This window comes from Janthinobacterium agaricidamnosum, from assembly GCF_003667705.1.
Classification (GTDB): domain Bacteria; phylum Pseudomonadota; class Gammaproteobacteria; order Burkholderiales; family Burkholderiaceae_D; genus Janthinobacterium.
On sequence record NZ_CP033019.1, the window covers coordinates 3,652,768 to 3,678,436 of the forward strand.

Annotated in this window: 26 protein-coding genes and 2 tRNA genes; 7 read left to right on the forward strand and 21 right to left on the reverse strand. The window is 62.9% G+C overall.

The features are described 5' to 3' along the window. Positions 1–60: 60 nt before the first annotated feature. The 6 genes from rplT to D9M09_RS16450 all read right to left on the reverse strand — a co-directional run bounded on the left by rplT (position 61) and on the right by D9M09_RS16450 (position 3,810). Positions 61–420, reverse strand: a complete 360-nt coding sequence (gene rplT, locus D9M09_RS16425) for a 50S ribosomal protein L20 (protein ID WP_010399214.1) — start codon at positions 418–420, stop codon at positions 61–63. Between the two features lie 26 nt (positions 421–446). Beyond that, complete coding sequence (gene rpmI / locus D9M09_RS16430) at positions 447–644, reverse strand: 50S ribosomal protein L35 (protein ID WP_038493025.1); 198 nt, start codon at positions 642–644, stop codon at positions 447–449. Positions 645–871: 227 nt separating this feature from the next. Beyond that, positions 872–1,432 (reverse strand): translation initiation factor IF-3, encoded by a 561-nt coding sequence (gene infC / locus D9M09_RS16435; protein WP_205711303.1) that lies wholly within the window; start codon positions 1,430–1,432, stop codon positions 872–874. A 12-nt stretch (positions 1,433–1,444) separates the two neighbouring features. Then, a complete protein-coding gene (thrS, locus tag D9M09_RS16440; RefSeq protein ID WP_121671123.1) occupies positions 1,445–3,352 on the reverse strand; it encodes a threonine--tRNA ligase in 1,908 nt (635 codons plus the stop codon). Between the two features lie 215 nt (positions 3,353–3,567). After that, a tRNA-Val gene (locus D9M09_RS16445) sits at positions 3,568–3,644 on the reverse strand. 89 nt (positions 3,645–3,733) lie between these two features. Beyond that, a tRNA-Val gene (locus D9M09_RS16450) sits at positions 3,734–3,810 on the reverse strand. A gap of 148 nt (positions 3,811–3,958) precedes the next feature. On the opposite strand from D9M09_RS16450, the gene D9M09_RS16455 reads away from it, so the two are divergent. Further along, positions 3,959–4,423, forward strand: a complete 465-nt coding sequence (locus tag D9M09_RS16455; RefSeq protein WP_070217970.1) for a hypothetical protein — start codon at positions 3,959–3,961, stop codon at positions 4,421–4,423. A 3-nt stretch (positions 4,424–4,426) separates the two neighbouring features. On the opposite strand, the gene D9M09_RS16460 is transcribed toward D9M09_RS16455, so the two are convergent. After that, entirely contained in the window at positions 4,427–5,539 is a 1,113-nt protein-coding gene (locus D9M09_RS16460; RefSeq protein WP_121669897.1) for an acyltransferase family protein, read from the reverse strand. A 138-nt stretch (positions 5,540–5,677) separates the two neighbouring features. Between D9M09_RS16460 and D9M09_RS16465 the strand changes: the two genes are divergently transcribed. Next, entirely contained in the window at positions 5,678–6,640 is a 963-nt protein-coding gene (locus D9M09_RS16465) for a succinylglutamate desuccinylase/aspartoacylase domain-containing protein (RefSeq protein WP_083293722.1), read from the forward strand. On the opposite strand, the gene D9M09_RS16470 is transcribed toward D9M09_RS16465, so the two are convergent. Beyond that, on the reverse strand, positions 6,641–6,970 hold the full coding sequence (locus D9M09_RS16470) for an SMR family transporter (RefSeq protein WP_070217979.1): 330 nt from the start codon (positions 6,968–6,970) through the stop codon (positions 6,641–6,643). It lies immediately after the preceding gene. Positions 6,971–6,993: 23 nt separating this feature from the next. Beyond that, positions 6,994–7,314 (reverse strand): quaternary ammonium compound efflux SMR transporter SugE, encoded by a 321-nt coding sequence (gene sugE, locus D9M09_RS16475; RefSeq protein WP_070217981.1) that lies wholly within the window; start codon positions 7,312–7,314, stop codon positions 6,994–6,996. Positions 7,315–7,523: 209 nt separating this feature from the next. On the opposite strand from sugE, the gene D9M09_RS16480 reads away from it, so the two are divergent. The 5 genes from D9M09_RS16480 to D9M09_RS16495 all read left to right on the forward strand — a co-directional run bounded on the left by D9M09_RS16480 (position 7,524) and on the right by D9M09_RS16495 (position 10,665). Then, positions 7,524–7,886, forward strand: coding sequence for a DUF1304 domain-containing protein (locus tag D9M09_RS16480; RefSeq protein ID WP_070289319.1), 363 nt, complete (start codon positions 7,524–7,526; stop codon positions 7,884–7,886). A 162-nt stretch (positions 7,887–8,048) separates the two neighbouring features. Continuing rightward, positions 8,049–8,345, forward strand: a complete 297-nt coding sequence (locus D9M09_RS16485) for an ArsR/SmtB family transcription factor (RefSeq protein ID WP_121669898.1) — start codon at positions 8,049–8,051, stop codon at positions 8,343–8,345. Between the two features lie 56 nt (positions 8,346–8,401). Continuing rightward, positions 8,402–9,466: an alkene reductase gene (locus D9M09_RS16490; protein WP_121669899.1), complete on the forward strand. Its 1,065-nt coding sequence runs from the start codon at positions 8,402–8,404 to the stop codon at positions 9,464–9,466. An 83-nt stretch (positions 9,467–9,549) separates the two neighbouring features. Beyond that, positions 9,550–9,849, forward strand: coding sequence for a hypothetical protein (locus D9M09_RS29095; RefSeq protein ID WP_162995728.1), 300 nt, complete (start codon positions 9,550–9,552; stop codon positions 9,847–9,849). A 204-nt stretch (positions 9,850–10,053) separates the two neighbouring features. Beyond that, positions 10,054–10,665 (forward strand): 1-acyl-sn-glycerol-3-phosphate acyltransferase, encoded by a 612-nt coding sequence (locus tag D9M09_RS16495; protein WP_070289317.1) that lies wholly within the window; start codon positions 10,054–10,056, stop codon positions 10,663–10,665. A 5-nt stretch (positions 10,666–10,670) separates the two neighbouring features. Here the strand turns inward: D9M09_RS16495 and D9M09_RS16500 are convergent, their stop codons facing one another. The 12 genes from D9M09_RS16500 to tssK all read right to left on the reverse strand — a co-directional run bounded on the left by D9M09_RS16500 (position 10,671) and on the right by tssK (position 25,622). Beyond that, positions 10,671–11,231 carry a HupE/UreJ family protein gene (locus D9M09_RS16500; RefSeq protein ID WP_121669900.1) on the reverse strand — a complete coding sequence of 187 codons (561 nt, stop codon included), beginning with the start codon at positions 11,229–11,231 and terminating at the stop codon, positions 10,671–10,673. Next, a complete protein-coding gene (gene ureG / locus D9M09_RS16505; protein WP_100873508.1) occupies positions 11,228–11,866 on the reverse strand; it encodes an urease accessory protein UreG in 639 nt (212 codons plus the stop codon). Before ureG ends, D9M09_RS16500 begins: the two co-directional genes overlap by 4 nt. A gap of 22 nt (positions 11,867–11,888) precedes the next feature. Next, complete coding sequence (locus tag D9M09_RS16510) at positions 11,889–12,569, reverse strand: urease accessory protein UreF (protein ID WP_121669901.1); 681 nt, start codon at positions 12,567–12,569, stop codon at positions 11,889–11,891. Beyond that, positions 12,569–13,084 carry an urease accessory protein UreE gene (gene ureE / locus D9M09_RS16515; protein WP_121669902.1) on the reverse strand — a complete coding sequence of 172 codons (516 nt, stop codon included), beginning with the start codon at positions 13,082–13,084 and terminating at the stop codon, positions 12,569–12,571. Before ureE ends, D9M09_RS16510 begins: the two co-directional genes overlap by 1 nt. A gap of 12 nt (positions 13,085–13,096) precedes the next feature. Next, entirely contained in the window at positions 13,097–14,797 is a 1,701-nt protein-coding gene (ureC, locus tag D9M09_RS16520) for an urease subunit alpha (RefSeq protein WP_099411588.1), read from the reverse strand. A gap of 1 nt (position 14,798) precedes the next feature. Further along, a complete protein-coding gene (locus tag D9M09_RS16525) occupies positions 14,799–15,128 on the reverse strand; it encodes an urease subunit beta (RefSeq protein ID WP_034751935.1) in 330 nt (109 codons plus the stop codon). 30 nt (positions 15,129–15,158) lie between these two features. Continuing rightward, positions 15,159–15,461, reverse strand: coding sequence for an urease subunit gamma (locus D9M09_RS16530; RefSeq protein ID WP_121669903.1), 303 nt, complete (start codon positions 15,459–15,461; stop codon positions 15,159–15,161). Between the two features lie 41 nt (positions 15,462–15,502). Beyond that, a complete protein-coding gene (locus D9M09_RS16535; RefSeq protein ID WP_162995729.1) occupies positions 15,503–16,345 on the reverse strand; it encodes an urease accessory protein UreD in 843 nt (280 codons plus the stop codon). A gap of 154 nt (positions 16,346–16,499) precedes the next feature. Continuing rightward, positions 16,500–18,710 carry an EAL domain-containing response regulator gene (locus tag D9M09_RS16540; RefSeq protein WP_070313461.1) on the reverse strand — a complete coding sequence of 737 codons (2,211 nt, stop codon included), beginning with the start codon at positions 18,708–18,710 and terminating at the stop codon, positions 16,500–16,502. 175 nt (positions 18,711–18,885) lie between these two features. Next, on the reverse strand, positions 18,886–21,051 hold the full coding sequence (locus tag D9M09_RS16545) for a sensor histidine kinase (protein ID WP_121669904.1): 2,166 nt from the start codon (positions 21,049–21,051) through the stop codon (positions 18,886–18,888). Next, the gene (locus tag D9M09_RS16550) at positions 21,048–24,113 is read right to left on the reverse strand and encodes a sensor histidine kinase (protein WP_121669905.1); all 3,066 of its coding nucleotides are present in this window, start codon (positions 24,111–24,113) and stop codon (positions 21,048–21,050) included. Before D9M09_RS16550 ends, D9M09_RS16545 begins: the two co-directional genes overlap by 4 nt. Before the next feature lie 162 nt (positions 24,114–24,275). After that, positions 24,276–25,622, reverse strand: a complete 1,347-nt coding sequence (gene tssK / locus D9M09_RS16555; protein ID WP_121669906.1) for a type VI secretion system baseplate subunit TssK — start codon at positions 25,620–25,622, stop codon at positions 24,276–24,278. Between the last annotated feature and the right edge of the window lie 47 nt (positions 25,623–25,669).

Consider the following 25,669-nt stretch of genomic DNA (forward strand, 5'->3'; position numbering starts at 1 on the left):
ACCCCTGCCCCGCTCTTTTATAACGTCACCCTACGGATGACGTTGTGCAATGACCGATGCTTACGCAGCGATTTTTGCTTTCACTGCGTTGACAATCGCAGCGAATGCTGGCTTGTCCATCACAGCCATATCGGCCAGGACTTTACGGTCCAGTTCGATATTTGCTTTTTTCAAGCCGTTCATGAATACGCTGTACGTTACGCCATGCTCACGGGAAGCGGCGTTGATACGGGCGATCCACAGGCGGCGGAAAACGCGCTTCTTGTTGCGGCGATCGCGGTAAGCGTATTGGCCAGCGCGCATAACTGCTTGCTTGGCAACACGGTATACACGGCTGCGGCGACCACGGTAGCCTTTAGCTTGAACAAGAATCTTTTTATGACGGGCACGAGCTGTAACCCCACGTTTTACTCTAGGCATAGTAACTCCTTAAATTGAGTGTGAGATTAAGCAGTCGGCATCATGCGCATAACGGATGTGACATCCGATGCGTTGATGTTACGGGTACCGCGCAACTGACGTTTGTTCTTGGTGGTCTTCTTGGTCAGGATGTGGCGCTTGAACGCGTGACCCGACTTGACAGTTCCACCTGGACGCACGCGAAAACGTTTTTTCGCGGAGCTTTTGGTCTTCATTTTAGGCATAGCAATCTGTCCTCTTACGGACAGCTCCATTTATAACAGGATTGCAGGTGGCAACACGACGCTGCGCTTAGATGCCTGCTTTCACATGTTGTGCAGCGGATGCGAGTCCGCTACAGTTCACGCGGCCCGCACATTGCTGAGCGGGCCGCGCAAATTCTGCCTGGGGTTTGACGCCGCGCCAATGCTGGCACGCGCTGTGTCCACCCACAGTAAAACGCTATTGTAACTTACTTCTTCTTCTTAGGCGAAAGAACCATGATCATTTGGCGGCCTTCCATCTTCGGGAACTGCTCGACCTGGCCGTACGGCTCCAGATCGGCTTTCAGACGTTCCAGCATGCGGAAGCCAATATCCTGGTGCGCCATCTCACGACCGCGGAAACGCAAGGTGATCTTGGTTTTATCGCCATCTTCAAGGAACTTGATGAGATTACGCAACTTGATATTGTAGTCACCATCATCAGTCCCCGGACGGAATTTGACTTCCTTCACGAGGATGATCTTTTGCTTCAATTTGGCTTCGTGAGCTTTCTTTTGCTCCGAATACTTAAATTTGCCGTAGTCCATCAAACGGCACACCGGTGGCTGCGCGGTAGGCGCAATTTCCACCAGGTCGACGTTTGCCTCTTCCGCCAGGCGGAAGGCTTCAGCCAAACTTACGATACCGAGTGGCTCGTTATCGACCCCGCTTAAACGCATTTCAGGGGCAGTGATTTCGCCATTGATGCGATGTGACTTGTCAGTAGCTATTGTAATTTCCTTTAAAAATCTTGTAAGACGGTCGTGCAGCGAGTTTCCTCGTCAGGCCTTGGTGTCGACTTCATGTTTGAGTCGCTCAATCAGGGCATCGACGGACATGACGCCCAGATCGACATTGCCCCGCGCCCGCACGGCCACTGTATTCGCATCCCGCTCTTTGTCGCCAATTACTAAGATGTAAGGCAATTTTTGTACGGAATGTTCACGTATTTTATAGGTAATCTTCTCGTTACGCAAATCAGCCTGTACGCGCAGCCCCGCTTTGCGCAGTTTTGTTGTTACTTCTTGTACATAATCAGCTTGGGCGTCGGAAATATTCAACACTGACACTTGCACCGGCGACAGCCACAACGGCATGGCACCCGCATAGTGTTCGATCAGGATGCCGATGAAACGTTCCAGCGAACCCACGATCGCGCGGTGCAACATGATCGGCACCTGGCGCGTGTTGTCCACGGCCACGTATTCAGCACCCAGGCGGCCCGGCATCGACGGATCGATCTGCACGGTGCCCACTTGCCATGCGCGGCCCAGACTATCCTTCAGGTGGTATTCGATCTTCGGACCATAGAACGCACCCTCGCCCGGCAATTCCGTCCATTCCACGCCGCAGGCGCGCAAGGCCGAACGCAGGGATTCCTCGGCGAAATCCCACGACTCTTCCGTGCCGATGCGGTTTTCGGGGCGCAAGGCCAGTTTCACGTCGATATTCGTGAAGCCGAATGCCGTGTACACATCCATCGCCTGCTGGTGGAACGCCGTCACTTCGCCGGCGATCTGCTCTTCCAGGCAGAAGATGTGGCCGTCATCCTGCGTAAAACCGCGCACGCGCATCATGCCGTGCAAGGCGCCCGACGGTTCGTTGCGGTGGCATTGGCCGAATTCGCCGTAGCGCAATGGCAAGTCGCGGTAGCTGCGCATGCCATTGTTGAAAATCTGGATATGGCCAGGGCAATTCATCGGCTTCAGCGCATAGGCGCGGTTTTCCGATTCCGTGATGAACATGTTTTCACGGTAATTATCCCAGTGACCGGTCTTTTCCCACAGGCCACGGTCGAGGATTTGCGGCGCCTTGACTTCCTGGTAGCCGTTGACCTGGTACACATTGCGCATATATTGCTCGACTTGCTGCCAGATCGACCAGCCTTTCGGGTGCCAGAAGATCAGGCCCGGCGCCTCTTCCTGGAAATGGAAGAAATCGAGCTGCTTGCCCAGTTTGCGGTGATCGCGCTTTTCCGCCTCTTCCAGGTTGTGCAGATACAGTTCCTGGTCTTCCTTCTTGGCCCAGGCCGTGCCATAGATACGCTGCAGCATCTCGTTTTTCGAGTCGCCGCGCCAGTAGGCGCCGGCCAGCTTCATCAGCTTGAACACTTTCAGCTTGCCCGTCGACGGCACGTGGGGGCCGCGGCACAAGTCCGTGAACTTGCCTTCGGAATACAGCGACACTTCCTGGTCGGCCGGGATCGAGCCGATCAGTTCAGCCTTGTACGCTTCACCGATACTGTTGAAGTAGTCGATAGCTTCGTCGCGCGCGACAACCTTGCGCGTCACTTGCTCATCCTTCTTGGCCAGTTCCGCCATTTTCTTTTCGATCGCGACCAGATCTTCCGGCGTGAACGGACGCTTGTAGGCGAAGTCATAGTAAAAGCCGTTGTCGATCACGGGACCGATGGTCACTTGCGCGTCCGGGAACAATTCCTTGACGGCATACGCCAGCAAGTGGGCCGTCGAGTGGCGAATCACTTCCAGGCCGTCGGCGTCCTTGTCCGTCACAATCGCCAATTCCGCGTCTTGCTCGATCAGATAGGAGGTATCGACCAGCTTGCCGTCGACCTTGCCCGCCAGGGCAGCCTTGGCCAGGCCGGTACCAATATTGGCCGCAACCTGGGCCACGGTGACCGGACCGTCAAATTGACGGGCGGAACCATCGGGAAGTCGGATTGTAAGCATATTGATCTCCATATCGGCGCTGGCGCCAGGTAAAACTGCAATGAATGGTGTGGACTGAAAAACTGAAAGGAAAACGCAGACGCAAAAAAACGCGGACTAGCCGCGTTTTTCACTTTTTTGAGACAAAGGAAACCCGTTCGACTAGCGTCACTCCCAAAGCTTGGTAGTAGTTCGCGGTGTCATAACCGGTTTTACCTTTCTCTCTAACTGCATTCTGGTGGGCGGTGAGGAATTCGAATCCCCGACCCCTTGGATGTCGACCAAGTATTCTAACCAGCTGAACTAACCGCCCGTAAAACTTTTGTTGATCATTGTATTTCAAATGACCGCTTGCGGCTTGCGCCAGCTTAAAACTCTTTAAAACCACTTACTGCTAAATTCTGGTGGGCGGTGAGGAATTCGAATCCCCGACCCCTTGGATGTCGACCAAGTATTCTAACCAGCTGAACTAACCGCCCCGAAGACCAGCATTATAGAGAGGCTTTCCCAGAATGACAAGGGCTGTTTTACAGGAAACTTTAATCTGTTTTTCATCCGCTTCCCGGGCGTCAGCCTCCTTTATAGAGAGTCGGCCCGGCACACGCGGAATGCCGCTAGAATCGCGGCATGAACTCCACTCTATTCGCCTGGCTGAAAACCCTGAGCCGCATCTGCGGTTTTGAAACGGCCGACTGCTTCCCGCCCAATCATCCCTATGCGCGCACGCGCTGGGAAGCCGCGTATTTCGATATCGCCTCCGACGTGAAGCCCGACGAGATCGAACGGCGCATCTGCGCGGCCATCGCCAACACGCCGAGCGTCTTCGCCTACATCAGCAATCCCACGCCGCGCATGCAGCGCGCGCTGCTGAACGTGATCCACGACCGGCTGCGGCGCCAGCCCGGCGCGGGCGCCACGGACCTGGTCTTGTTACTGATCAATGCCTACGCCAGCCCCCACATCACGGAAGCCGTGCCCGGGCTGCGCACCTTGATCTACAACACGGAACACGAAGACACGAATCTGCGCGTGCATGCGATCCTGGAATTGCTGGTCGGCACGCCACGGGGGCTGGACGTGATCGACATGTAATCGTCATGCATGATTGGCGGGAACGTAGCGCGCCCGCAAGCGCATGAATGGCGTTTCCACAACTCTATACAAAAGCCAGCCCGTCAAGATGCTGACGGCGGCACTGAGCAGTATCGCCGGCGCGCCGTCCGGCCCATAACCGAGATCCTGCAACACCGGCCGCAGCAGGATGCATAACTGCTTGTGCAACAGATAAATCGCATACGACCACAGGGCCAGGCTGGCCGCGCCCGGCACGCGCAGTTTATATAATGCACTGCCGGGACTGAGCGCGGCGATCAGCAGCAAGCTGAAACTGGCGGCCAGGGCCGGATAGCCGAACACGGTCACCGCATAGCCATAATGATCGGTGAGAAACATGTAAAACATCAGCGCCGTGCCGACCATTCCCGCCAGCAAGGTGCGGTTGCCGTGCGATGTCAGGCGCGTCCAGGCGGTCGGGTGGTAATTCTTCAGCAGCGCCAGCGCCACGCCCGCCACCAGTTCGTCAAAACGGCACCACGAGGCATAGTAAATGTACTTGTAATAGCCGAGGCCGCCGCGCGGCAGGTGCACGTATTCATCCCACAGGTAGGCGCGCGCCAGCATGCCGACGATCAAACTGGCGGCCACGGCCAGCCACGCCCACAGCAGCGACTTGCGGCAGGCGGCGATCAACAACGCCACGGCCGGCAGCAGCACGTAGAACTGCTCTTCCACGCACAGCGACCACGCATGGGAAAACGCCGTGCCCGGCGTCAGATTGATGTTTTGCGTAAAGGTCAGGAATTTCCACAGGGGCAGCAGCGCGCTGTCGCCGCGAAACGCGGGCCACACATAATACAAAGCCAGCACGACATAAAAATTGGGCAAGGTGCGCAGGAAACGCCGCGCATAGAAACGGGGCAAGGAAAATCCGTGCTCGCTGCGCAGGGCCGCGAAGATCTGGTTGCCGATCAGATAGCCGCTGAGGGCAAAGAACAGGTCCACACCCGTCCAGCCGATTTCTCCCCAGAAACCAAACGCCCCGCCCTCGCTGACGAACAGCAAATAGTGGTTCATGAAGACGAGCACGATGGCCAGCGCGCGCAAGGTATCGAGGCCATACAGGCGGGAAGGATGGGACGTACTGGACATGGAATCGGCAAGGGAAAACAACGGTGGCGCCGATCATGCCACGCCAGAGTGCGGCATGGCCACATTTTTGCAGGCGTGCACGGCGAATCCCGCTAAAATATGCCGACCCCGCTTTCCCTTCCCGCAACAGCATAGGATATGTCCAGCATGAGCAGCGCACTCCACTTCAAGTCCATCAACTACACGGGCCAGGGCAGCGGCCCGCGCCTGATCGTCACCGGCGCCGTGCACGGCAATGAAACCTGCGGCACCAAGGGCATCCACCGCGTGATGGCTGAACTCGACAGCGGCGCCCTCTCGATTCTGGCCGGCAGCGTCACCTTCGTGCCCATCACCAACCCGCTGGCCTACGCCAAGGGCGTGCGCAGCGGCGACCGCAACCTGAACCGCAATCTGTTTCCGAACGACAATCCACAAGATTTCGAAGACCGCATCGCCAATTGGCTGTGCCCTTTGCTGGGCCAGCACGACGTGCTGCTCGACTTGCACTCGTTCAATGCCGACAGCCAGCCCTTCGTCATGGTGGGGCCGCGCAACAACGATGGCCCGCTGCAACCGTTTCAACACGAAGACAAGGAACGCGCGCTGGCGCGCCGCCTGGGCGTGCGCCGCTTCGTCGACGGCTGGCTGCATGCGTATGGCCAGGGCGTACAGCGCCGCCTGGGCAATAGCGATCAGGTGGGCCTGGTCTTGCGCTATGGCGTGGGCACGACGGAATACATGCGCTCGACGGGCGGCTATGCGCTGACCCTGGAATGCGGCCAGCACGCGGACCCGGCCGCGCCGGACGTGGCTTACCGCGCCATCATGAACACCCTGGCCTTCCTCGGCTTCATCGATGCGCCGCAGCCTGAACCGATCGCCGACGCGGACATGGAAGCGTTGAACATGGTCGTCGTGCACGACAAGCTGCATGCAAGCGACCGCTTCATCAAGACCTGGTCCAGCTTTGACAAGGTCAAACAGGGCGAGCAGATCGGCGTGCGCGCGGACGGCACGCCCGTGACGGCCGAATTCGACGCCTACATCCTCTTCCCGGACGTCAACGCGCAAGCCAATGCCGAGTGGTATTACCTGGCGCGGGTGGCCAGCAGCTTCTGATCAATGCCCCACTGATTTGGAGAAAAGATTAATCACCAGCACGCCGGCAATGATCAGCCCCAGGCCGATCAGGGCCGGTGTATCGAGGCTTTGCTTGAACCAGAACCAGCCCACGGCGGAAATGAGCACGATGCCCACGCCCGACCAGATCGCATACACGATGCCGGTAGGAATAACCTTCAAGGTCAGGGACAAACACCAGAAGGCGATGCTGTAGCCGACAACGGTGATGACACTGGGCCACAAACGGCTGAAGCCCTCGGATGCCTTCAAGGCGCTGGTGGCGATGACTTCGGCGATGATGGCGATGGCCAGGTAGAAATACGTCATGGTGAGACTCATGCTGGCATCCTTTATTGCGGGCTGAGCAATTTCAAGCCCAGGATGCCGGAGACGATCAGGGCGATGCAGGCGATGCGCGCGGCGCTGGCCGGTTCGCCCAGCACCATGATGCCGAAGATGGCCGTGCCCACGGTGCCGATGCCCGTCCAGATGGCGTAGGCCGTGCCCAGAGGCAAGGTGCGCAAGGCCAGGCCCAGCATCACCACGCTGCCCAGCATGGACACCGCCGTCAAGACGGAGGGCACGAGACGGGTAAAACCGGCGCTATATTTGAGGCCGATGGCCCAGCCGATTTCCAGCAAGCCCGCCAATACCAGAATGATCCACGCCATCTATTTCTCCCGAGGCGGCAGGGTCGTCCCCGCCATGCAGCCCCCACATCGAGCGGGGTCGTCCCCACAGGAGCAAAAGGAAAAGTATACCATCGGGTGAAAACTCTTGCCGCAAGCACATTTTTTCTAGTGCGGCCGCTCCAATCAAATATTGCCAAAAAACATGCTTGTGGCAGCATAATTGCTACATCCACTCACTCTCGGGAACAATGATGCTGCTACTGGCCCAAATCCTTACCGCCCTCATCCTGCTGCTGCACGTCTATATCGTGCTGCTGGAAACCGTGCTGTTCGATGCGCGCGGGCGCAAGGTGTTTGGCTTGTCCAAGGAAAAAGCGGAGATCGTGCGCCCCGCCATGTCGAACCAGGGCTGCTACAACGGTTTTCTTGTCGCCGCGCTGGCGCTGGGCTTTTTTCACCCGGACGCGGCCATCGCCCATGCATTCACCGTCTTCGGCCTGACCTGCATCGCCGTGGCTGGCGTGTGGGGCGCGGCCACCGTCATGACGCGCATTCTCTATCTGCAAACGGTGCCTGCCGTCATCGCCCTGCTGCTGTTCCACTTCGCCTGATACCTGCCGGGGCGGCCGACCGGCCGGCGCTGGCACCCGCCCCTGCCTGATAAATCCACCGGCCAGCACGTTTTTTATTTATATCGTAAAATTCCGATATTGAAATTCATAAAAGACGATACATATATCGCTTGAAGACGAACATCGACCAGGAGAAACAGCATGGACATCGACGCCATTCACAAGGCGCTGGCCAATCCCGTACGGCGGCAGATTTTGCAGTGGCTGAAGGAGCCGGAGCAGTATTTTTGCGAACAGGACCATCCGCTCGACTTTGGCGTCTGCGCCGGCCTGATCGACCGGCGGCTGGGGTTGTCGCAATCGACGGTCTCGGCGCACTTGGCCACCCTGCAAAAGGCCGGTTTAATTTCCGCCAGAAAAGTTGGCCAATGGAGCTTTTTCAAGCGCAATGAAGCCACCATCCAGGCCTTTCTGGAGCACATGCAGCAAGGTTTGTAACAGCACCCCCATCCATATCGCCGTTCGCGGCATTCTCGACAGGAAAGATAGCAACCATGGCAACTTTATTCGACTCCATCACCATAGGCAGCCTGCAACTGAAAAACCGTATCATCATGGCGCCGCTGACGCGTTCGCGCGCCGGTAATCCTGGCCGCGTGCCCAACGCCCTGATGGCCGAGTACTACACGCAGCGCGCCTCGGCCGGCATGATCATCTCGGAAGCGACGGCCGTCACGCCGCAGGGCGTGGGCTATGCCGACACGCCCGGCATCTGGTCCGACGAGCAGGTGGAAGGCTGGAAACACATCACCAAGGCCGTGCATGACGCGGGCGGCCTGATCGTGCTGCAACTGTGGCACGTGGGCCGCATTTCCGCACCCGTCTTCCTCGATGGCGACCTGCCCGTGGCGCCCAGCGCCGTCAAGCCGGCCGGCCATGTCAGCCTGGTGCGCCCGAAACAGGAATTCGTCACGCCGCGCGCACTGGACACGGAAGAAATCCCCGGCATCGTGGCAGCCTACCGCCTGGGCGCAGAGAATGCGAAAAAAGCGGGCTTCGACGGCGTGGAAATCCATGGCGCCAATGGTTATCTGCTCGACCAGTTCTTGCAAGACAGCACCAACTTGCGCACCGACAACTATGGCGGCTCGATTGAAAACCGCGCCCGCTTGATGCTGGAAGTGACGGACGCGTGCATCGAAGTATGGGGCGCCGACAGGGTCGGCATGCACCTGGCGCCGCGCCGCGACGCGCACGACATGGGCGATTCGAACCCGCGCGCCACCTTCGGCTATGTGGCGCGCGAGCTGGGCAAACGGGGCATCGCCTTCATCTGCGCGCGCGAAGCGCTCGGTGAAGACCGCCTGGGCCCGTACCTGAAGCAGGAATTTGGCGGCGTGTACATTGCCAACGAGAAAATGGACAAGGCGGCGGCCGAAGCCTTGCTGGCCAAGGGCGAAGCCGATGCCGTGGCCTTTGGCCTGTGGTTCATCGCCAACCCCGACCTGCCCATCCGCCTGCGCAGCGACGCGCCGCTCAATCCGCTGAACCCGGACACCCTGTACGCGCCGGACGCGACCGGCTATACGGACTACCCGGCACTGGCGGCACAAGCCTGAACAGCGCCCTGAGCACGAGCGGCTCTGCGCCGCTCATTCCCCCACGCGGCGGGCGCAACGACACAAACGCAGTTCGCTGCGCAATGATCGTGGCGGCCGCCGTTTTTGCCTGTCTTTCAGCGCCATCGGCGCCGTGCCGGCCGGGCCGGGCGGCGCGCCTGCACGCTGCTGAAGACGCGGCGTATCACTTCGGCCGGCACGGCGTGCTCGCGCAAATAGGCCGTTGCGACCGTCCGGCCCAGGGCGTGATGAAACGCCACGCCACGCTCGACGAGCTCGGCCATCACTTTGTCCGTTCGGACATTGTTTCCATGTACATCATCGACACTGTTTTTCATGCCATGGCTCCCTATCGGGTGAATCAACCCTGCATCAAGTTTTGACCACATACCGTGCATTTAGTGCCCGGCACAGGAAGCAAGCATGGTTAAAATGGCAGTACAAACGGCGCCGACACCGCATGGATAGCGGCCTCGGCTGCTTGTCGCCACCGCCAGCCCCGTATAGAATGCCTGCGCAGAATTTTTGCTTCAAGGAAAATGGCCACCAGCGCCATCCCATTAAAACAGTGTCACTGAAGGGTATCAATGGACGATTTATTTGTACAAGCGGGCGACTTGCCGACCTGGCACCAGCGCTGTGCGCTGCGCGTGCTGCACCTGTTCGGCTGGCGCCTGCGCTTCCGCCCCTTGCCGGGGCCGCGCGGCATCGCCGTCGTCTACCCGCACACGTCCAACTGGGATTTCATGGTGGGCCTGTTCGGCAAATGGGCGCTGTCCTTGCCGTTCCGCTGGCTGGCCAAGGATTCGCTGTTCCGCGGCCCCATGGGCAAGGTGCTGCGCTATCTCGGCGGCGAACCCGTCGACCGCAGCACCACCAGCGGCACGATCCAGCGCCAGGCCGAACGCATGCTGGCCGCAGACTGGTACTGGCTGGCCATCACGCCGGAAGCGACGCGCAGCTACCGCCCGAACTGGAAAAGCGGCTTTTATCACCTGGCCCTGGCCGCCAAGGTGCCGCTGCTGCTGGTCTACATCGACTACCCGAACAAGGTGCTGGGCGTCGTCGACCATTTATACTTGACGGGCGACAAGGAGGCCGACATGGCGGCGATTGCCGCCGTGTATGCGGGCCACCAGGGCTTGCATCCTGAAATGGCGGCGCCCATCGTGCTGTCCGACAAGCGCCCCGGCGCTTAAGCCGCTCAAGCAACCCCCATCAGCACCACGCCGGCGGCCGTCAAGGCCACGCCGGCCACACGCAGCACGCGCTCGGCCAGCACCTGGCCGACGACACGTCCCACACACAGCAGCATGGCCGAGGCCAGCATGAAGCCGCACGCGGCCGAGCCGGCCGGCAATTCCTGGCCATGCGCATTGCCATGCGCGAGCGCAAACATACCCACCAATCCCAAGCCTAGCCAGTTCGGCAAGGCCAGCGCCAGCGCGATGGCCAGTCCCACCAGCGCCACCGTGGCGGCGATGCCCGTTTCCAGCCCGGGCACCGTCAAGCCTGCCATGCCGGCAAGCGCGCCGAGCAGCATCATGCCGAGAAACGTGGCGGGCTGCCCCCAGCCGCGGCGCTGCTGGCCGCCCCAGAGACCCACGCCCAGCATGGCCAGCAAATGGTCGATGCCCGTGAACGGATGGGCGAAGCCGGCCAGAAAGCCCACGCTGTCGCCGTGACCGGGATGGGCCATCGCGGGCAAGGCCAGCAGGCACAGTGCCGCCACGGCGGCTGTTTTCTTCGTCAGTGTTGCGCTCATTGCAGCTCCTTGCCGGGTTGATCGAGCAAACCTTGCTCGCGGATAAAATCGATGACGACCTGCACGCCGTCGCCGCTGCGCAGGTTGGTGAACACGAAGGGGCGCTCGCCGCGCATGCGCCTGGCATCCTGCGCCATCACGTCGAGGTTGGCGCCCACATACGGCGCCAGGTCCGTCTTGTTGATGATCAACAAATCGGAGCGCGTGATGCCGGGCCCGCCCTTGCGCGGGATTTTTTCGCCGCCGGCCACGTCGATCACGTAGATCGTCAGGTCCGACAGTTCCGGGCTGAAGGTGGCGGCCAGATTGTCGCCGCCCGATTCGACCAGGATCAAATCAAGATGCGGAAAATCTGCCTGCATGCGCGCGATCGCTTCCAGGTTGATCGACGCGTCCTCGCGGATCGCCGTGTGCGGGCAGCCGCCCGTCTCCACTCCCATCAGGCGTTCGGCCGGCAAGGCATCGGCGCGCAGCAGGATTTCCATGTCTTCCTTGGTGTAGATATCGTTCGTGATGACGGCCATGTCGTAGCGCTCGCGCATGCCCTTGCACAGCATTTCGCACAGGGCCGTCTTGCCCGAGCCGACGGGGCCGCCTATGCCCACGCGCAAGGGATTGGAGGTAATCGATGTCATGTTTGCTCTCTCATTGAATAGTTCAGGAACGGTACAAGCGGCTGTACTGCACTTCGTGCCGCATCGACAGCAGCGACAGGCCTGGCGCCCAGTTGCCCATCTCGTCGTCTGGTAACGTTTGCGCCGTGAGGGCCGCCGCTTCCAGGTCCGGCCGCAGCGACAGCAGCAAACGCTGGCCCGCCACCTGCCCCAGCGGCACGGATTTCACGCAGACGAGCACCTGGTTTTCCGCCCAGGCGAACAGCATGGCCAGCAGCGCTTCCTCGCGCGGAATGGCCAGCGCCGCCACGGCGCAGGCATACGCGGTGGGTAAAGCCACTTCCGGTTCGCCCTGCAGCATGTCGATCAAGACGCCATCGGCCACGCCCAGCTCGGCCAGCAGCTTGGTCAAGGAATAGCCCATCTGGATGGTTTCGGCGCGAAATTCCGCCGTGTCGCGCGAAGCGATGAAGCGCTCGCTCCAGCGCTGCACGGCGCGCAGATCCTGCGCTGCAAACGCCTGCATCAAGCGCCAGCACAGGGGCGCTTCCCAGCGCGCCACCACCTGCGCCAAGTGTTGCGCGATCCATGCGCGCGCCGTGGCCGCGTCGTGCACCAGGCTTGACTCGAGCGCCGCTTCCAGCCCCTGCGAATAGCTGTAGGCGCCGATCGGCAAGGCCGGGCTGGCGAACTGCAGCAAATGCAGCAGGGCCGACGCCTGCATCACGCAGTGTCACCGGGGCGGTGGATTTTCTGCCGCAGCGGCACGGGTGCCAGCAAGTGCTGGCCGTGGCCGTCGTGGTGGCCATGGCCGCCGCCATACGCGCCCGCTTCCGGTTCGAACGGCGCGCTTTCTTCCGTCACGGTCGCCCGCAAGCCTTCGAGCATCTCCTTCAACACCACGTCCTTGCGGATGCGCAAAAAGCCGTCGCCTACCTGCGCCTGGGTGTGGCGGTTCCCCAGGTGGAAAGCGCAGCGCAGCAAGGTGTGGGCATCCGCGCAGCGCACCAGATAGGTCGGTTCGCGCGCGGCGACGATCTGCACCACCTGCCCGCCCGGCCCCGTCATGCGCTCGCCGTCGCGCAGCACCGTGCCGCGCACGGCGAACACGGCCACGTCCTCGCCATCCGACAGCACGGCGCGCAGCCGGCATTTTTCGCGCTGGTCGTAGGGCAGCACGAGTTGGGCAGCGGCGGCGCGAGGATCGTCAGCCGCCAGTTTGGTATGCAAAGTCAGCATGATGTCTCCCGCTTAAAATAGAAAATAGCGCTGCGCCATGGGCAGCACGGCGGCCGCCTCGCACACGAGCAGCTGGCCGTCGGCGCGCACGGCGTAGGTTTCCGGGTCCACTTCCATGTGCGGCGTGGCGCCGTTGTGGATCATGTCGTGCTTGCGCAAGCCGCGCATGTTTTTCACGGCGATGACGGATTTATTCAGTTTGAGCTGGTGCCCGATATCGAGGTCGTAGGCCGCCTGCGAGACAAAGGTGAACGACTTTTTCAGGCCGCCGCCGAAGGCGCCGAACATCATGCGGTAGTGCACGGGCTGCGGCGTTGGAATCGAGGCGTTCGGGTCGCCCATCTGCGCGGCGGCGATCATGCCGCCTTTTAAAATCATCGATGGCTTGACGCCGAAAAACGCGGGCTTCCACAGTACGATGTCGGCGATCTTGCCCGCCTCGATGGAACCGACCACGTGCGAAATCCCGTGCGTGATGGCCGGGTTGATCGTGTACTTGGCGATGTAGCGCTTGGCGCGGAAATTGTCGCTGCGCGCCGTGTCGGGTGCCAGGGCGCCCCGCTGCACCTTCATCTTGTGCGCCGTCTGCCAGGTGCGCATGATCACTTCGCCGACGCGGCCCATCGCTTGCGAATCGGACGACATCATCGAGATGGCGCCGATATCGTGCAAGATATCTTCGGCGGCGATGGTTTCGCGGCGGATGCGCGACTCGGCAAAGGCCACGTCTTCGGCAATCGCCGGGTCCAGGTGGTGGCAAACCATCAGCATGTCCAGGTGCTCGTCGAGCGTGTTGACGGTGAAGGGGCGCGTGGGGTTGGTCGACGAGGGCAGTACGTTGGACTGGCCCACGGCGGCGATGATGTCGGGCGCATGGCCGCCGCCCGCCCCTTCCGTGTGAAACGTGTGGATGGTGCGGTCCTTGAAGGCGGCCAGCGTATGTTCGAGGAAGCCGCCCTCGTTGAGGGTGTCGCTGTGCAGCGCCACCTGGATATCCATGCGGTCCGCGACGGACAGGCAATTGTCGATGGCGGCCGGCGTGCTGCCCCAGTCCTCGTGCAGTTTCAGGCCGATGGCGCCCGCGCGCACCTGCTCTTCCAGGGGCAGCGGCAAGCTGACGTTACCTTTTCCCATGAAGCCCAGGTTCATCGGGAAGGCGTCGGCGGCCGCCAGCATGGCGTGCAAGTGCCATGGCCCCGGCGTGCAGGTGGTGGCGGCCGTGCCTACGGCCGGCCCCGTGCCGCCGCCCAGCATGGTGGTCACGCCGCTCATCAGCGCTTCCTCGATCTGCTGCGGGCAGATGAAATGGATGTGCGTGTCGACGCCGCCGGCCGTGACGATCATGCCTTCGCCGGCGATGATCTCGGTGGCGCCGCCGATGGCCAGGGTCACGCCGGGCTGGATGTCGGGGTTGCCCGCCTTGCCGATGCCGAAGATCAGACCGTTTTTCAGGCCGATGTCGGCCTTCACGATGCCCCAGTGGTCGAGGATGACGGCATTCGTGATGACGGTGTCCATCACTTCGGCCGCGCAGCGCTGCGACTGGCCCATGCCGTCGCGGATGACTTTACCGCCGCCGAATTTCACCTCTTCGCCGTAGATCGCGTAGTCATGCTCGATCTCGATGAACAGTTCCGTGTCGGCCAGGCGGATGCGGTCGCCCTTGGTGGGGCCGAACATCTCGGCATACGCGCTGCGGGGAATGCTGGCCATCTCAATCCTTTCCCGGTGGTGTGTCTTGCAGTTCGCCCATCACTTCTCCGTTGAAGCCGTAAACCTTGCGTTCGCCCGCCAGCGCCACCAGTTCCACCGTGCGCTGCTGGCCCGGTTCGAAGCGCACGGCCGTGCCGGCCGTGATATTGAGGCGCATGCCGTAGGCACGCCAGCGCTCGAAGGCCAGCGCCGGATTGACTTCAAAAAAGTGAAAGTGCGAGCCGACCTGGATGGGCCGGTCGCCCCGGTTGGCCACCACCACGGTGGCCGTGGCGCGCCCCGCGTTCAAGCTGATTTCGCCTTCTTCCAATTGGTATTCGCCTGGGGTCATGAGGGGCTCCTGTCAATGTCGCTTGTAGGGTTACGGTATCGGGTGGTGCACGGTCACCAGCTTGCTGCCGTCGGGGAAGGTCGCTTCCACCTGGATGTCGGGGATCATCTCGGCGATGCCGTCCATGACGTCGGCGCGCGAGAGTATCTTGGTGCCGTCCGACATCAGCTGCGCCACCGACTTGCCGTCGCGCGCGCCTTCCATGATGGCGGCGCTGATCAGGGCCACCGCTTCCGGGTAATTCAATTTCAAGCCGCGCGCCAGGCGCCGTTCGGACAGCAGCGCGGCCGTAAAAATGAGCAGCTTGTCTTTTTCGCGGGGAGTCAGGTCCATGGTTTTCCTTGCGCTTCTTTCCTGATTAAGTGTTCCAGATGCTAAGTGTTCCAGATGCGGGGCACGACGGCGTCGCGTCCCAGCATGGCGGGGCGCAGCAGCTGCCAGGCGGCCAGCATGACGCGGCGCGCCGCTTCGCTGTCGCCGCACAGCAGGCGCACCACCACCAGCGATTTCATGTGCGTGGCGCCAAACGCGGCGCCGGCCGGCACGGCGATCTCGCGCACGGCCGCCAGTACGGCGGAAGAAACGGGCCGGCCGACGGCGATCAGGGTGGCGCATACCGTGTGTCCGCCCAATCCCAGGGGGCTGGCCATCAGGGCGCCGCCGGCGGCCAGCACGCCCTGCTCCCACCACAGCAGCTTGCCGCCGCGACGGATCCGCACCTGCTGGCTGATGCTGCCCGTATTAAAAATTTCGCCTGCGGCGCTGCGGCCCAGGCAAACGATGTCGCAGCCGATGTAGCCGGCGTCCGCCGCCAGGTCCACCTCATGGCGCAGGCGCACGCAGGCCTGGTCGAAGAAGATGCTCTCCTGCGGCAGCCACTCGATCGCCGCGCCGCTGCCCGCGCGCAGCACGATGTGCTGGCCCGAGACATGGCCGTTGGCGCGGTACCATTTGGCGGCGCCCGGCGACGTGAGCAAGGCGTGTGCGCCCTCGCCCACCGTGGCGTCGGCGGCCAGCTGGTCGCCGCCCACCACGCCGCCGGGCGGATGGATGATGATGGCGTGGCAGACGGCATCGCCTTCCGGATACAGGGGCTTTTGCACGCGCAGGGGGCCGCTGTGCGTGCGCTCGACAAGGCGGCTGACGCCATCGTGCAGCGCGAAGCCCAGGCGCAGGTGCGCCTGCCAGGCGCCGTGTGCGCTGGCTGGTGGAGGCATGACTGGATGGCTGCTGTCTGGCATGCGGGGCAATCGCGTAAATAAGCGATTACCTAAGCAGGATATGTGCCAGCATCAGGTGAAGGAAACGTGAGAATCGTGCACCGCGTTGCAGCGAATGCACCGGCATGGTGCAGCGACCGCACCGCGGCGTTTATGCCTGGGCCATGGCCAGGGTGCGCCGTTCGCGCAGCAAGGCCGTAAACAGTGCGGCGCCCAGGGGGCGGCTGAAATAATAGCCCTGCATTTCATCGCAGCCGTGTTCCGTCAGGAAGGCGACCTGCTCGCGCGTTTCCACGCCTTCGGCGATGACGCGCATATCGAGGTTGTGCGCCAGCGAGATGACGGAACGGGCGATGGCCGCGTCGCTGCTGCTGGTGGTGACGTCGTCGACGAAGGATTTGTCGATCTTCAGCACGTCGATGGGAAAGCGCTTCAGGTAACCGAGGCTGGAATAGCCGGTGCCGAAGTCGTCGAGCGAAATGCCCACGCCGATGTCCTTCAGGCGCGTGAGGGCCGCCACGGCCTTGTCCGGGTCGCCCATCACCGTGCTTTCCGTGATCTCGATGCCCAGGCAGGCGGGCGCGATGCCGTACTTGCGCAGGGCCGCCTCGACGAAGGGCACCGTGCGGTCCTGCGCGAACTGCTTGCCGGACAGGTTGACGGCCACCTTGATGCTGCCCAGGCCCGCGTCGTGCCACACGCGGATCTGCGCGCACACGCTTTCAAGCACCCATTCGCCGATGGCCGTGATCAAGCCATATTCCTCGGCCAGCGCGATGAACAGGCCGGGCGGCACCTTGCCCAGCACAGGATTATTCCAGCGCAATAACGCTTCCGCGCCCAGCATGGCGCCCGTGCGCAGGCACATCTGCGGCTGGTAATGCACTTCGAATTCATCGCGGCCGATGGCGCCGCGCAGCTGCTGCTGCATGGCCAGGCGGGCGCGGATATCGCTGCCCATGCGCTCCGTGAAGAAGGCGTAATGGTCGCGCCCCATTTCCTTGGCGCGCACGAGGGCCGTGTCGGCATGGCGCAGCACGTCGTCGAGGCTGTCGCCGTCGGCCGGGCACATGGCGATGCCGATGCTGGTGGTCAGCGCCAGGCGCTCGCCGTCAACACTCAATTCTTCGCGCAAGCCGGCCAGGATGGTTTGCGCCAGCCCCAGGGTACGTCCCAGCAGGGCATCGTCCTGCAGCAGGATCTGGAATTCGTCGCCGCCCTGGCGCACCACAGTGTCGCCCTCGCGTACGCAGCCGGACAGGAAGCGCGCCACCACTTGCAGCGCCTTGTCGCCGACGGCCTGGCCGTGCGAATCGTTGATGTTCTTGAAGCGGTCCAGGTCCAGGCACATCAGCACCACCTGCTGGCTGTCGCGCACGGCGTTCGCGCGCGCCTGTTCGAAGCGCTCGCGCAGCAGCACGCGGTTGGGCAAGCCCGTCAGCGCGTCGTGGTAGGAGAGGAAATCGATCAGATGCTGCTCGGCCTTGCGCTCGCTGATGTCGAGGAAGACGCCCACATAGTTGACGACGGCGCCATCGGGCCCGTGCACGGTGGAGACGCTGAGCAGGCAGGGATAGGTGTCGCCGCTCTTGCGCCGCGTCTGCACCTCGCCCGACCAGCAGCCGCTGCTGCGCAAGCCCTGGCGCAGGGCCAGCAGCACCGCTTCGCCCGTGTATTCGGCATGCAGGCGCATGATGTCCGTGCCCACCACTTCCTGCGCCGCGTAGCCGGTGATGCGGGTAAAAGCGGGATTGGCCGTGACGATGATGCCGGCCGGATCGGTGATCAGGATGGCGTCCTGGGTCGCTTCGAAGACCTGGCCCGACAGGCGCAGCAATTCTTCATTGGCGCGGCGGATCTGCACTTCGCGCGCCAGCGTGCTGGCCACCTGTTCCAGTTCGGCCGTGCGTTCGGCCACCCGGCGTTCCAGGTTGGCGCGCTCCTGCGCCAGCTGCAGCTGCGCCCGCGCCAGACGCACGTGGGCATCGGTACGGGCGAGGATTTCCTCGGCCTGGAAGGGCTTGGCGATGAAATCGACGGCGCCCAGCGCAAAGCCGCGCACCTTGTCGTCCGTATCGTACTGGGCCGACAGGAAGATCACCGGCACCTGCTGCAGGGACGGTATCTCCTTCAGGCGGCGGCACACTTCAAAGCCGTCGAGGCCGGGCATGCGCACGTCGAGCAGGATCAGCTCCGGCGGGCGCGCCTGGGCCGTCCACAGAGCCAGTTCGCCGTTCGGCGCCTGGCGCACCGCGTAGCCGGCGCCGCCCAGCAAATCGCTCAACAGCTTCAGCGAAGCCGGCGTATCTTCAACGATCAGTACTTCGCCCTTCGAATTCACTTCCGAAAAATCGCGGTGCATGTAGCAGTTCTCTCAGCTTTGGATGAGGCGCGGCGGTCCGTTGCCACGCTGGACAAGACATTTTCTTTGCGATGAACTACGTACTATCATCATAATCTTTATTGCAATTTAGCACCATCCATCGGCCCTACTTAGTCCGTCTTTTCAGCGAAACCGATGTTGTCAGCCCACACTTTTACGTGTGCGCCAGCGCCCCCTCATTTTCCAGCAAGCCGCACAGCTGGCGGTACTGATGCTGGTCGAGCATGGCCTGCAGCGGCGCCAGCAACGGCGCCGCCACCGCTGGCAAGGCCGCCAGCAGCAGGGCCACCCTGGCCAGGTTCAATTCGCGCAGCGCCACCAGCAAGGCGGCGCGTTCTTCCCCCGTCAGCAGCAGCAAGTCTTGTGCCCGCAGTGCCGGCAACGCCTCGGGCGCCTGCGCCACGGGCAGCGGCACAGGCGCCGGCACGGGCGCTTCGGCCGCCTGCGCGGGGATGCTGAAGCGGAAGGTGGCGCCCTGCCCCGGCGTCGACTCCACCGTCAGTTCGCCGTTCATCAGCTGCACGAATTCGCGCGAGATGGCCAGGCCCAGCCCCGTGCCATCCTTCGGTCCCGCGCTGTCGGCCTGCACGAAGGGCTCGAAGATGCGCTGCTGGTCCTCCGGGGCGATGCCGATGCCCGTGTCGCTGACGGCGAACGACAGCCCCCATTGGTCGCCAGCGCGCCGCTCGCCGCGCACGCGCAGGGTGACTTCGCCGCCGCCGGCGAACTTGACGGCGTTTGACATCAGGTTCAGCAGCACCTGGCGCAAGCGTGTCGCATCGAGCACCACGGCCGCCGGCAGGTTCGCGCAGTCGAGGCGCAGGGCCAGCCCCTGCTGCTCGGCGCGCATGCCCAGCATGTCCATCACTTCCTGCAGCAGCGGCGCCAGCGCCACCACGGCCGTCTGTGCCTGCAGGCGCCCCGCCTCGCCCTTCGACAGTTCGAGAATTTCATTGATCAGGGTGAGCAAATGGTTGCCCGAGCGGTGGATAATGGCCAGATTGCGCTTCTCATCGTCCTGCATGTTCGGCGAGGCGGCCATCAGGCGCGAAAAGCCGATCACGGAATTCAAGGGCGTGCGCAGTTCATGGCTCATGTTCGCCAGGAAGGTGCTCTTGGCGCGGTTCGCCGCCTGCGCCTGGCTGACGGCCACCGACAGGGCGCTCGTGCGCTCGGCCACCAGTTCTTCCAGGTGATGGCGGTGGCGCAGCAGTTCCAGTTCCGCCTCGCGGTGCGCCGTGATGTCGTAGTTCGAGCCCACCAGGCGCATGGGGCGGCCCTGGCCGTCGCGGAAGATCACGGCATCGGCCTTGATGTAGCGGATGGCGCCATCGGGCCACAGGATGCGGTATTCGTGCGTGAACGCCTGGCCGGCACCCAGCGCGGCGCGCAGGGCCTCCTTGGCGGCGGGCACGTCGTCCGGCACCAGCGCCCTGCGCCAGATCGCCGCCGGCGCCATGCCGCTTTCCGCGTCGGCCTTGAACTGCGCATACATCTGCTCATCCCACTGCAAGGCATCGCTGCTGACGTTCCAGTCCCAGATGCCGATGCTGGCCGCGCCGGTGGCCATCTGCACGCGCTCCTCGCTGCGCTGCAGGGCGCGGTAGCGGCTGTCGAGCAGCGCCACCATGTCGCGGATGGAACGGTACAAGGTGCGCAGCTCGCCCAGGAACCACGCTTTCGGCGGCGTGCCGGGCGCTTCGCCCTGCCCCGCCTGGATGCCGGCCGCATACTGGCCGATCGCCTTCAGGGGCTTGAGCATCAGACACCACATCAGCAGCCAGATGCTGGCCACGAGGATCACGTCGAGCGCCACGATCATGGCGCCGATGCCCAGCGCGCGCTGGCGCAGCTGCGCGTGCAGCAGGGCCGGCGTCGCATACACGGCCACGCTGCCGATGACCTGTCCGCCCATCGTCACGGGGCGCCGCTGCACCAGCCAGCCGGGTTCCGCGGACAGCGAAGAAAAGCTGCCGATGGCGCCGGACGCAGTGCGGCGCAGGACCAGCGCTTCCTTGCCGATGCCCGGCGTGAGGGAACTGGCCACCAGGTCGCGCTTGCCCAGCATGCTGCGCATGATGGCCTGCATCTGCTTTTCATCGAGATTCCACAATGGCAGTTCGATGGCCACGGCCAGCTGGTCCGCGCTCACGGACAGGCTGCCCTGCAGCTGCTGCCAGCGCTGCTCGCGTTCGGACTGGTAAAACAGCACGGCAAACACCAGCAGCAGCGCGGTGACGACAAAGGTCAGCGCTACGCTGACGGCCAGCACGATGGAGACGCCGCCCAGGCGCGCATCTTTGGGGGCGTATGGCGTCATGCGCCTTCGCCCTGCGGCTCGCTGGTTGGCTGCGCCAGCAGGGCGCACAGCGGCTGGTACTGGTGCTGCTCCAGCATGGCGGCGATGTGCGCGGTCAGCTGCGGCAGGCTGGTCGCCACGCCGGCCAGCACGATGGCGCTGCGCCGCAAATCGAGGGCTTGCACGGATTCGAGCAGCGCCTGCCGCTGGGCGGCGCTCAGCTGGCCCAGCGCCTGTTGCAGGTCGAAGGCGGCGGCCGGCACGCGCGGCGCTTGGGCGGCAGTGCGCTGGAAGCGCAGGCCCAGTTGCTGCTCCAGCATGGCGAACAGATGTTCCTGCTCGATCGGTTTGCGCAGGAAGCCGTCGGCGCCGGCCGCCAGCGCCTCCTGCTTTTCTTCCTCGAAGGCTGAGGCGGTCATGATCACCAGGCGCGGCTGCACCAGCGCCGGCTGCGCGCGCAGCCAGCGCGTCAGCGCCAAACCGTCCAGGTCCGGCATGCGCCAGTCGCTGAGCACGATGTCGTAGCGCTGCGCCGCCAGCATCGCTTGCGCCTGCACGCCGCCCGCCGCTTCCTGGAGCTGAAAGCCCAGCGGCGCCAGCAAGCCGGCCAGCAGCTTGCGGCAGTTGTCGTCATCGTCGACCAGCAGCACCATGCGCCCGCGCTGGGATGGCGGCAGGCGCGCCACGCGGCCCGGCGCCTGCACTGCGAGGGCCGGCTGCCGCAGCGCGGGCGCGTGCAGCTCGAAACTGAAGCGGGAACCGGCGCCCAAGGTCGATTCGACGCGCAACTCGCCGCCCATCAGGCGCACGAATTCGCGCGAAATGGTCAGCCCCAGTCCCGTGCCCGCCTGCGCCACGGCGCTGTCGGCCTGCACGAACGGTTCAAAGATGCGTTCCAGGTCCTCTTCCGCGATGCCGCTGCCCGTATCGCGCACGGCAAACGCCAGCGCCATCTGCCCGTCGCCGTCCGCCTGGCAGCTCAGCGACAGGGTCACGCTGCCCTGCTCGATGAACTTGAGCGCGTTCGACAGCAAATTGAGCAGCACCTGGCGCAGCTTGGCGCCGTCGAGGCGCACCAGCGGGGGCACGCCGTCGCGCTCGAGCCGCAGCGCGATGCCCTGGTCGCCCGAGCGCATGCGCACCATCTCGAGCACCTCGTCGAGCAAGCCATTCAAGTCCACGGGCCCCGCCTGCAGCTGCATGCGGCCCGCCTCGATTTTCGACAATTCCAGGATATCGTTGATCAAAGTCAGCAAATGGTGGCCGGCGCGGTTGATGATGGCCAGGTTGTGTTTTTCTTCCTCGAACATGCTGCTCGAATCGGCCATCATCTGCGAAAAGCCGATCACGGAATTCAAGGGCGTGCGCAATTCGTGGCTCATGTTGGCGAGAAAAACGCTTTTCGCGCGGTTCGCCGATTCGGCCTCGGTGACGGCCACCGACAGGGCGGCCGTGCGCTGCTGCACCAGTTCTTCCAGGTGGTCGCGGTAGCCGAGCAGCTCCTGCTCGCTTTGCTTGCGCTCGGAAATGTCGACGATGCCGCTGCGCACCAGGCGCCGCCCTTCCATCGGCAAGCGCACCAGCCGCACTTCGCAGGGAAAGACGCTGCCGTCGGCGCGCCGCACATGGCGCTCGACCAGGATGGGTTCACCGAGCATGGCGCGGCGCAGATGCTCTTCCATCATCAGGCCCAAAGGCATGCCGTCGGGCTGCTCCGTGCTATACAGGTCGAACGGCCCGCGCGCCAGCAGCGCTTCGCGCGACATGCCCAGCATGCGTTGCGCGCTGCTGTTGGCGTCGATGAAGCGGTCCTGGTCCAGGTCATACACGACGATCGCTTCAGGCGCATGCTCGACGAGGATGCGGAAGCGCTGTTCGCTTTCGCGCGCCTCGCTCTCTGCGCGGCGCAAACGCCGCCGCTGCAGCAGCAGTGCGCTCAGCAAGCCGGCCATCACGATGAAGACGCCGGCCGCCAGCAGCACGGCGGCGCGGTGTTCGTGCCACAGCTGCGGCGGGCGGTTGAAGAACAGCGTGTCCGGCGGCAGCTGGCTGCTGTCGGCATCCCAGCGCTGCAGCTGCTCCCAGTCGTACATGGGCACGGGGCGGACCGGCGGCAGCAAGGCACCCGGCGCGGCAGGCGCCTTGCCGGCCAACACGGCCAGCGACATCTGCGCCACCTGCTGCGCAGCCCCTTCGATGTGCAGGAGGGAGCCGCCCAGGATGCCCTTGCCCACGTTCGTGTTATACATGCCGAAGGCGGGCACGTTCGCCAGCCGCGCCAGTTCGCCGGCAAACTGCACGGGTGTGGCGATGGCGCCGGCCACGTCGCGGTTGACATTGCCGGCCACCAGCAACGTATCGGCGGGCAGGTGCGCCACCTTCACGCGCATCTGCTCCAGGGTCAGGCCGTCGAGATACTCGATGTAAACCCTGCCCTGCCACGCCTGCGCCGCCTGCTGCAGGCTGCGCTTCAAGGCCTGGTCGGCCTCGCTGACGCCAACGGCCATGACGATGGTTTTGGTCTCCGGGAACAGCGCCATCGCTTGCGCCAGGGTGCCGGGAAAATCGACGTTCGCCTTTTGCTGCCAGATGGCCAGCGGACTGCCGGCCGGCAAGGCCTTGCCCGAGGTGTTAATCGCCAGCACGGGCACGCCGCGCGCCAGCGGCGCCAGGTCGGACAACAAAAAATCGAGCGCCGGCTGCTGCATGGCGATGATCAGGTCGGCCTTGCGCCCCATCATCTGGGTGTATCTTAAAAGCAACAAATCACGCATCTCGTTGCGCAGCGCCGGGTCGCCCTGGGTATTGAGGTTCAGGTGCTCGACCATGATGTCTTCGCTGGCCAGGCCCGCGGCGGCCATGGCGGCCACGTAGGTGCGCGTGTACGATTCCACGCCGGCGCGGCCGTAATCGTAGGCGTTGAGGACCAGCACGCGCTGGCCCTGGTGCGGCGGCGCAGCGGCTGGCGCCGCTGCCGGCACGGCGGCCGGGGCCGCGGCGACACAGAATGCCAGCAGCAATGCGCGGCCGCAGCGGTACACCGCTGCCCTGCTCGTCCCGCCGCCAGGCACATCACGCATCATTCGCCATGCCCATGCTCACCCTCGCCTGTCACCATGTTTCAACTATGCGCCGGCCATTCAGCCACCGACACTTACAAAAACATGATAACGTCAACTGCCGGGGCAAGTCTATTCCTTAGGGCAATCTTTTGACAATACCCCGGCGCGTCAGGCCAAGCATCATTACGCGGCGGCGCTACTGATACCGAACAATTCCAGCTTCAGCCCTTTTATGCCAGACGGCACATAAATCGCAATCGCCTGGGCCTTGATCATGCTGTCATAGATACTGCCCTTGTTATCGATCGAAAAGTAATACGTATTGGGCCGTACTGGCACCTCGGCGGGAACCTGGGCCATATGGCGCAACTCGGCACCCGGCAGCGCCCTGCCCAGTAGCAGTTCGATATTGTCCGGAGATGAAATCTTGAACTGCAACGGCACCGTGGCGACCAGTTCCAGCGCCGGCATATCGGCGTTTACCGCAAGACAGAGTTCGGTCTGACGGTCAATCCGCTTGGCATCGAGCAAGCCGTAATAGTGGGTGTTCTGTTGCGCGTCGTTCGATAGCGCGATCGGGAAATAGCGCGACAGGAGCACAGTATCGATCAGGTCACGAATGATGCCATCGAGCTTGCCGAAGCCGGCAGCCGCGTCATCGTGACAATAAGCGGGCAAGTCGCTCAGTGTGTATTTCTTCGAAAACGTCATCAAGCCACCGGCCAACGCCATCAATTTTTCAAACAAATACACGGGATGGTGGCGCCGGTAACTGGCGCAATGACTGAGCGTGGCGCTGGCCATGCTCAAAGTATGGAGCATCCAGAACGAGGCAACATCTCCGCTATGAAATTCCACCGTATTGTTACCAGGCTGACGGTGGCGGCTGTACAGCGCCTCAATTTTCGCCCCCACGCGATCGATCAGCGAATCGAGCATTTTCTGCAGCGAGGACTCTGCACTGATGGTCAGGCCAGGTGGGATGAAGGAGGCATCGATGTCAAAGCCGCCATTGCCAGCGCGGTACAAACGGATCACCGGGATGGCAAGGTAATCATTCAGAGGGTCCAGTTGGGACAGCAGATACACGCGTTTCTTCAGGTAAGCCACGTCTATGCTGACTGCCTCGCTGTACAGATCCGGTGTTTCGATATCCGCCTGGACATAGCGCGCACCGGCAGAGCTCACATTGCCGCCATGTGCCTGCAGCGCGGGCAGCGCGGCATAAAAAGTAAAACTATGTTCGCTGGAAGGGAGTTTGGACAGGTCAACCGCACTGGGCAATACATCGCCCAGCGGCGCTTCAAACAGCTCTCCATCCTGAAAGACGAGCGACATGGCATCTGCCCGCAGGCTATTGTTGGCCAGCGCATCCGCATTCCAGCTGACGCCATGCACGCCCCATAAATGTGGGTTAATGAGCGAGGCCAGACGTTGCAGGCGCGCTTCATGGTAGCGGTCCAGCTGCTGGAATTGCTGGGGACCGATGGCCAGGCCTTCGGACCAAAGTAATTTGGATGGCAATGTCATTGCGTTCTCCGTGTTGACCGTTGGAATCTTTCTGCTTTGCCAGTCTG

Coding starts and splice junctions, on each gene's coding strand:
- rplT (WP_010399214.1), bottom strand. CDS start 420: ATGCCTAGAGTAAAACGTGGGGTTACAGCTCGTGCCCGTCATAAAAAG.
- rpmI (WP_038493025.1), bottom strand. CDS start 644: ATGCCTAAAATGAAGACCAAAAGCTCCGCGAAAAAACGTTTTCGCGTG.
- thrS (WP_121671123.1), bottom strand. CDS start 3,352: ATGCTTACAATCCGACTTCCCGATGGTTCCGCCCGTCAATTTGACGGT.
- D9M09_RS16455 (WP_070217970.1), top strand. CDS start 3,959: ATGAACTCCACTCTATTCGCCTGGCTGAAAACCCTGAGCCGCATCTGC.
- D9M09_RS16460 (WP_121669897.1), bottom strand. CDS start 5,539: ATGTCCAGTACGTCCCATCCTTCCCGCCTGTATGGCCTCGATACCTTG.
- D9M09_RS16465 (WP_083293722.1), top strand. CDS start 5,678: ATGTCCAGCATGAGCAGCGCACTCCACTTCAAGTCCATCAACTACACG.
- D9M09_RS16470 (WP_070217979.1), bottom strand. CDS start 6,970: ATGACGTATTTCTACCTGGCCATCGCCATCATCGCCGAAGTCATCGCC.
- sugE (WP_070217981.1), bottom strand. CDS start 7,314: ATGGCGTGGATCATTCTGGTATTGGCGGGCTTGCTGGAAATCGGCTGG.
- D9M09_RS16480 (WP_070289319.1), top strand. CDS start 7,524: ATGATGCTGCTACTGGCCCAAATCCTTACCGCCCTCATCCTGCTGCTG.
- D9M09_RS16485 (WP_121669898.1), top strand. CDS start 8,049: ATGGACATCGACGCCATTCACAAGGCGCTGGCCAATCCCGTACGGCGG.
- D9M09_RS16490 (WP_121669899.1), top strand. CDS start 8,402: ATGGCAACTTTATTCGACTCCATCACCATAGGCAGCCTGCAACTGAAA.
- D9M09_RS29095 (WP_162995728.1), top strand. CDS start 9,550: ATGATCGTGGCGGCCGCCGTTTTTGCCTGTCTTTCAGCGCCATCGGCG.
- D9M09_RS16495 (WP_070289317.1), top strand. CDS start 10,054: ATGGACGATTTATTTGTACAAGCGGGCGACTTGCCGACCTGGCACCAG.
- D9M09_RS16500 (WP_121669900.1), bottom strand. CDS start 11,231: ATGAGCGCAACACTGACGAAGAAAACAGCCGCCGTGGCGGCACTGTGC.
- ureG (WP_100873508.1), bottom strand. CDS start 11,866: ATGACATCGATTACCTCCAATCCCTTGCGCGTGGGCATAGGCGGCCCC.
- D9M09_RS16510 (WP_121669901.1), bottom strand. CDS start 12,569: ATGCAGGCGTCGGCCCTGCTGCATTTGCTGCAGTTCGCCAGCCCGGCC.
- ureE (WP_121669902.1), bottom strand. CDS start 13,084: ATGCTGACTTTGCATACCAAACTGGCGGCTGACGATCCTCGCGCCGCC.
- ureC (WP_099411588.1), bottom strand. CDS start 14,797: ATGGCCAGCATTCCCCGCAGCGCGTATGCCGAGATGTTCGGCCCCACC.
- D9M09_RS16525 (WP_034751935.1), bottom strand. CDS start 15,128: ATGACCCCAGGCGAATACCAATTGGAAGAAGGCGAAATCAGCTTGAAC.
- D9M09_RS16530 (WP_121669903.1), bottom strand. CDS start 15,461: ATGGACCTGACTCCCCGCGAAAAAGACAAGCTGCTCATTTTTACGGCC.
- D9M09_RS16535 (WP_162995729.1), bottom strand. CDS start 16,345: ATGCCTCCACCAGCCAGCGCACACGGCGCCTGGCAGGCGCACCTGCGC.
- D9M09_RS16540 (WP_070313461.1), bottom strand. CDS start 18,710: ATGCACCGCGATTTTTCGGAAGTGAATTCGAAGGGCGAAGTACTGATC.
- D9M09_RS16545 (WP_121669904.1), bottom strand. CDS start 21,051: ATGACGCCATACGCCCCCAAAGATGCGCGCCTGGGCGGCGTCTCCATC.
- D9M09_RS16550 (WP_121669905.1), bottom strand. CDS start 24,113: ATGATGCGTGATGTGCCTGGCGGCGGGACGAGCAGGGCAGCGGTGTAC.
- tssK (WP_121669906.1), bottom strand. CDS start 25,622: ATGACATTGCCATCCAAATTACTTTGGTCCGAAGGCCTGGCCATCGGT.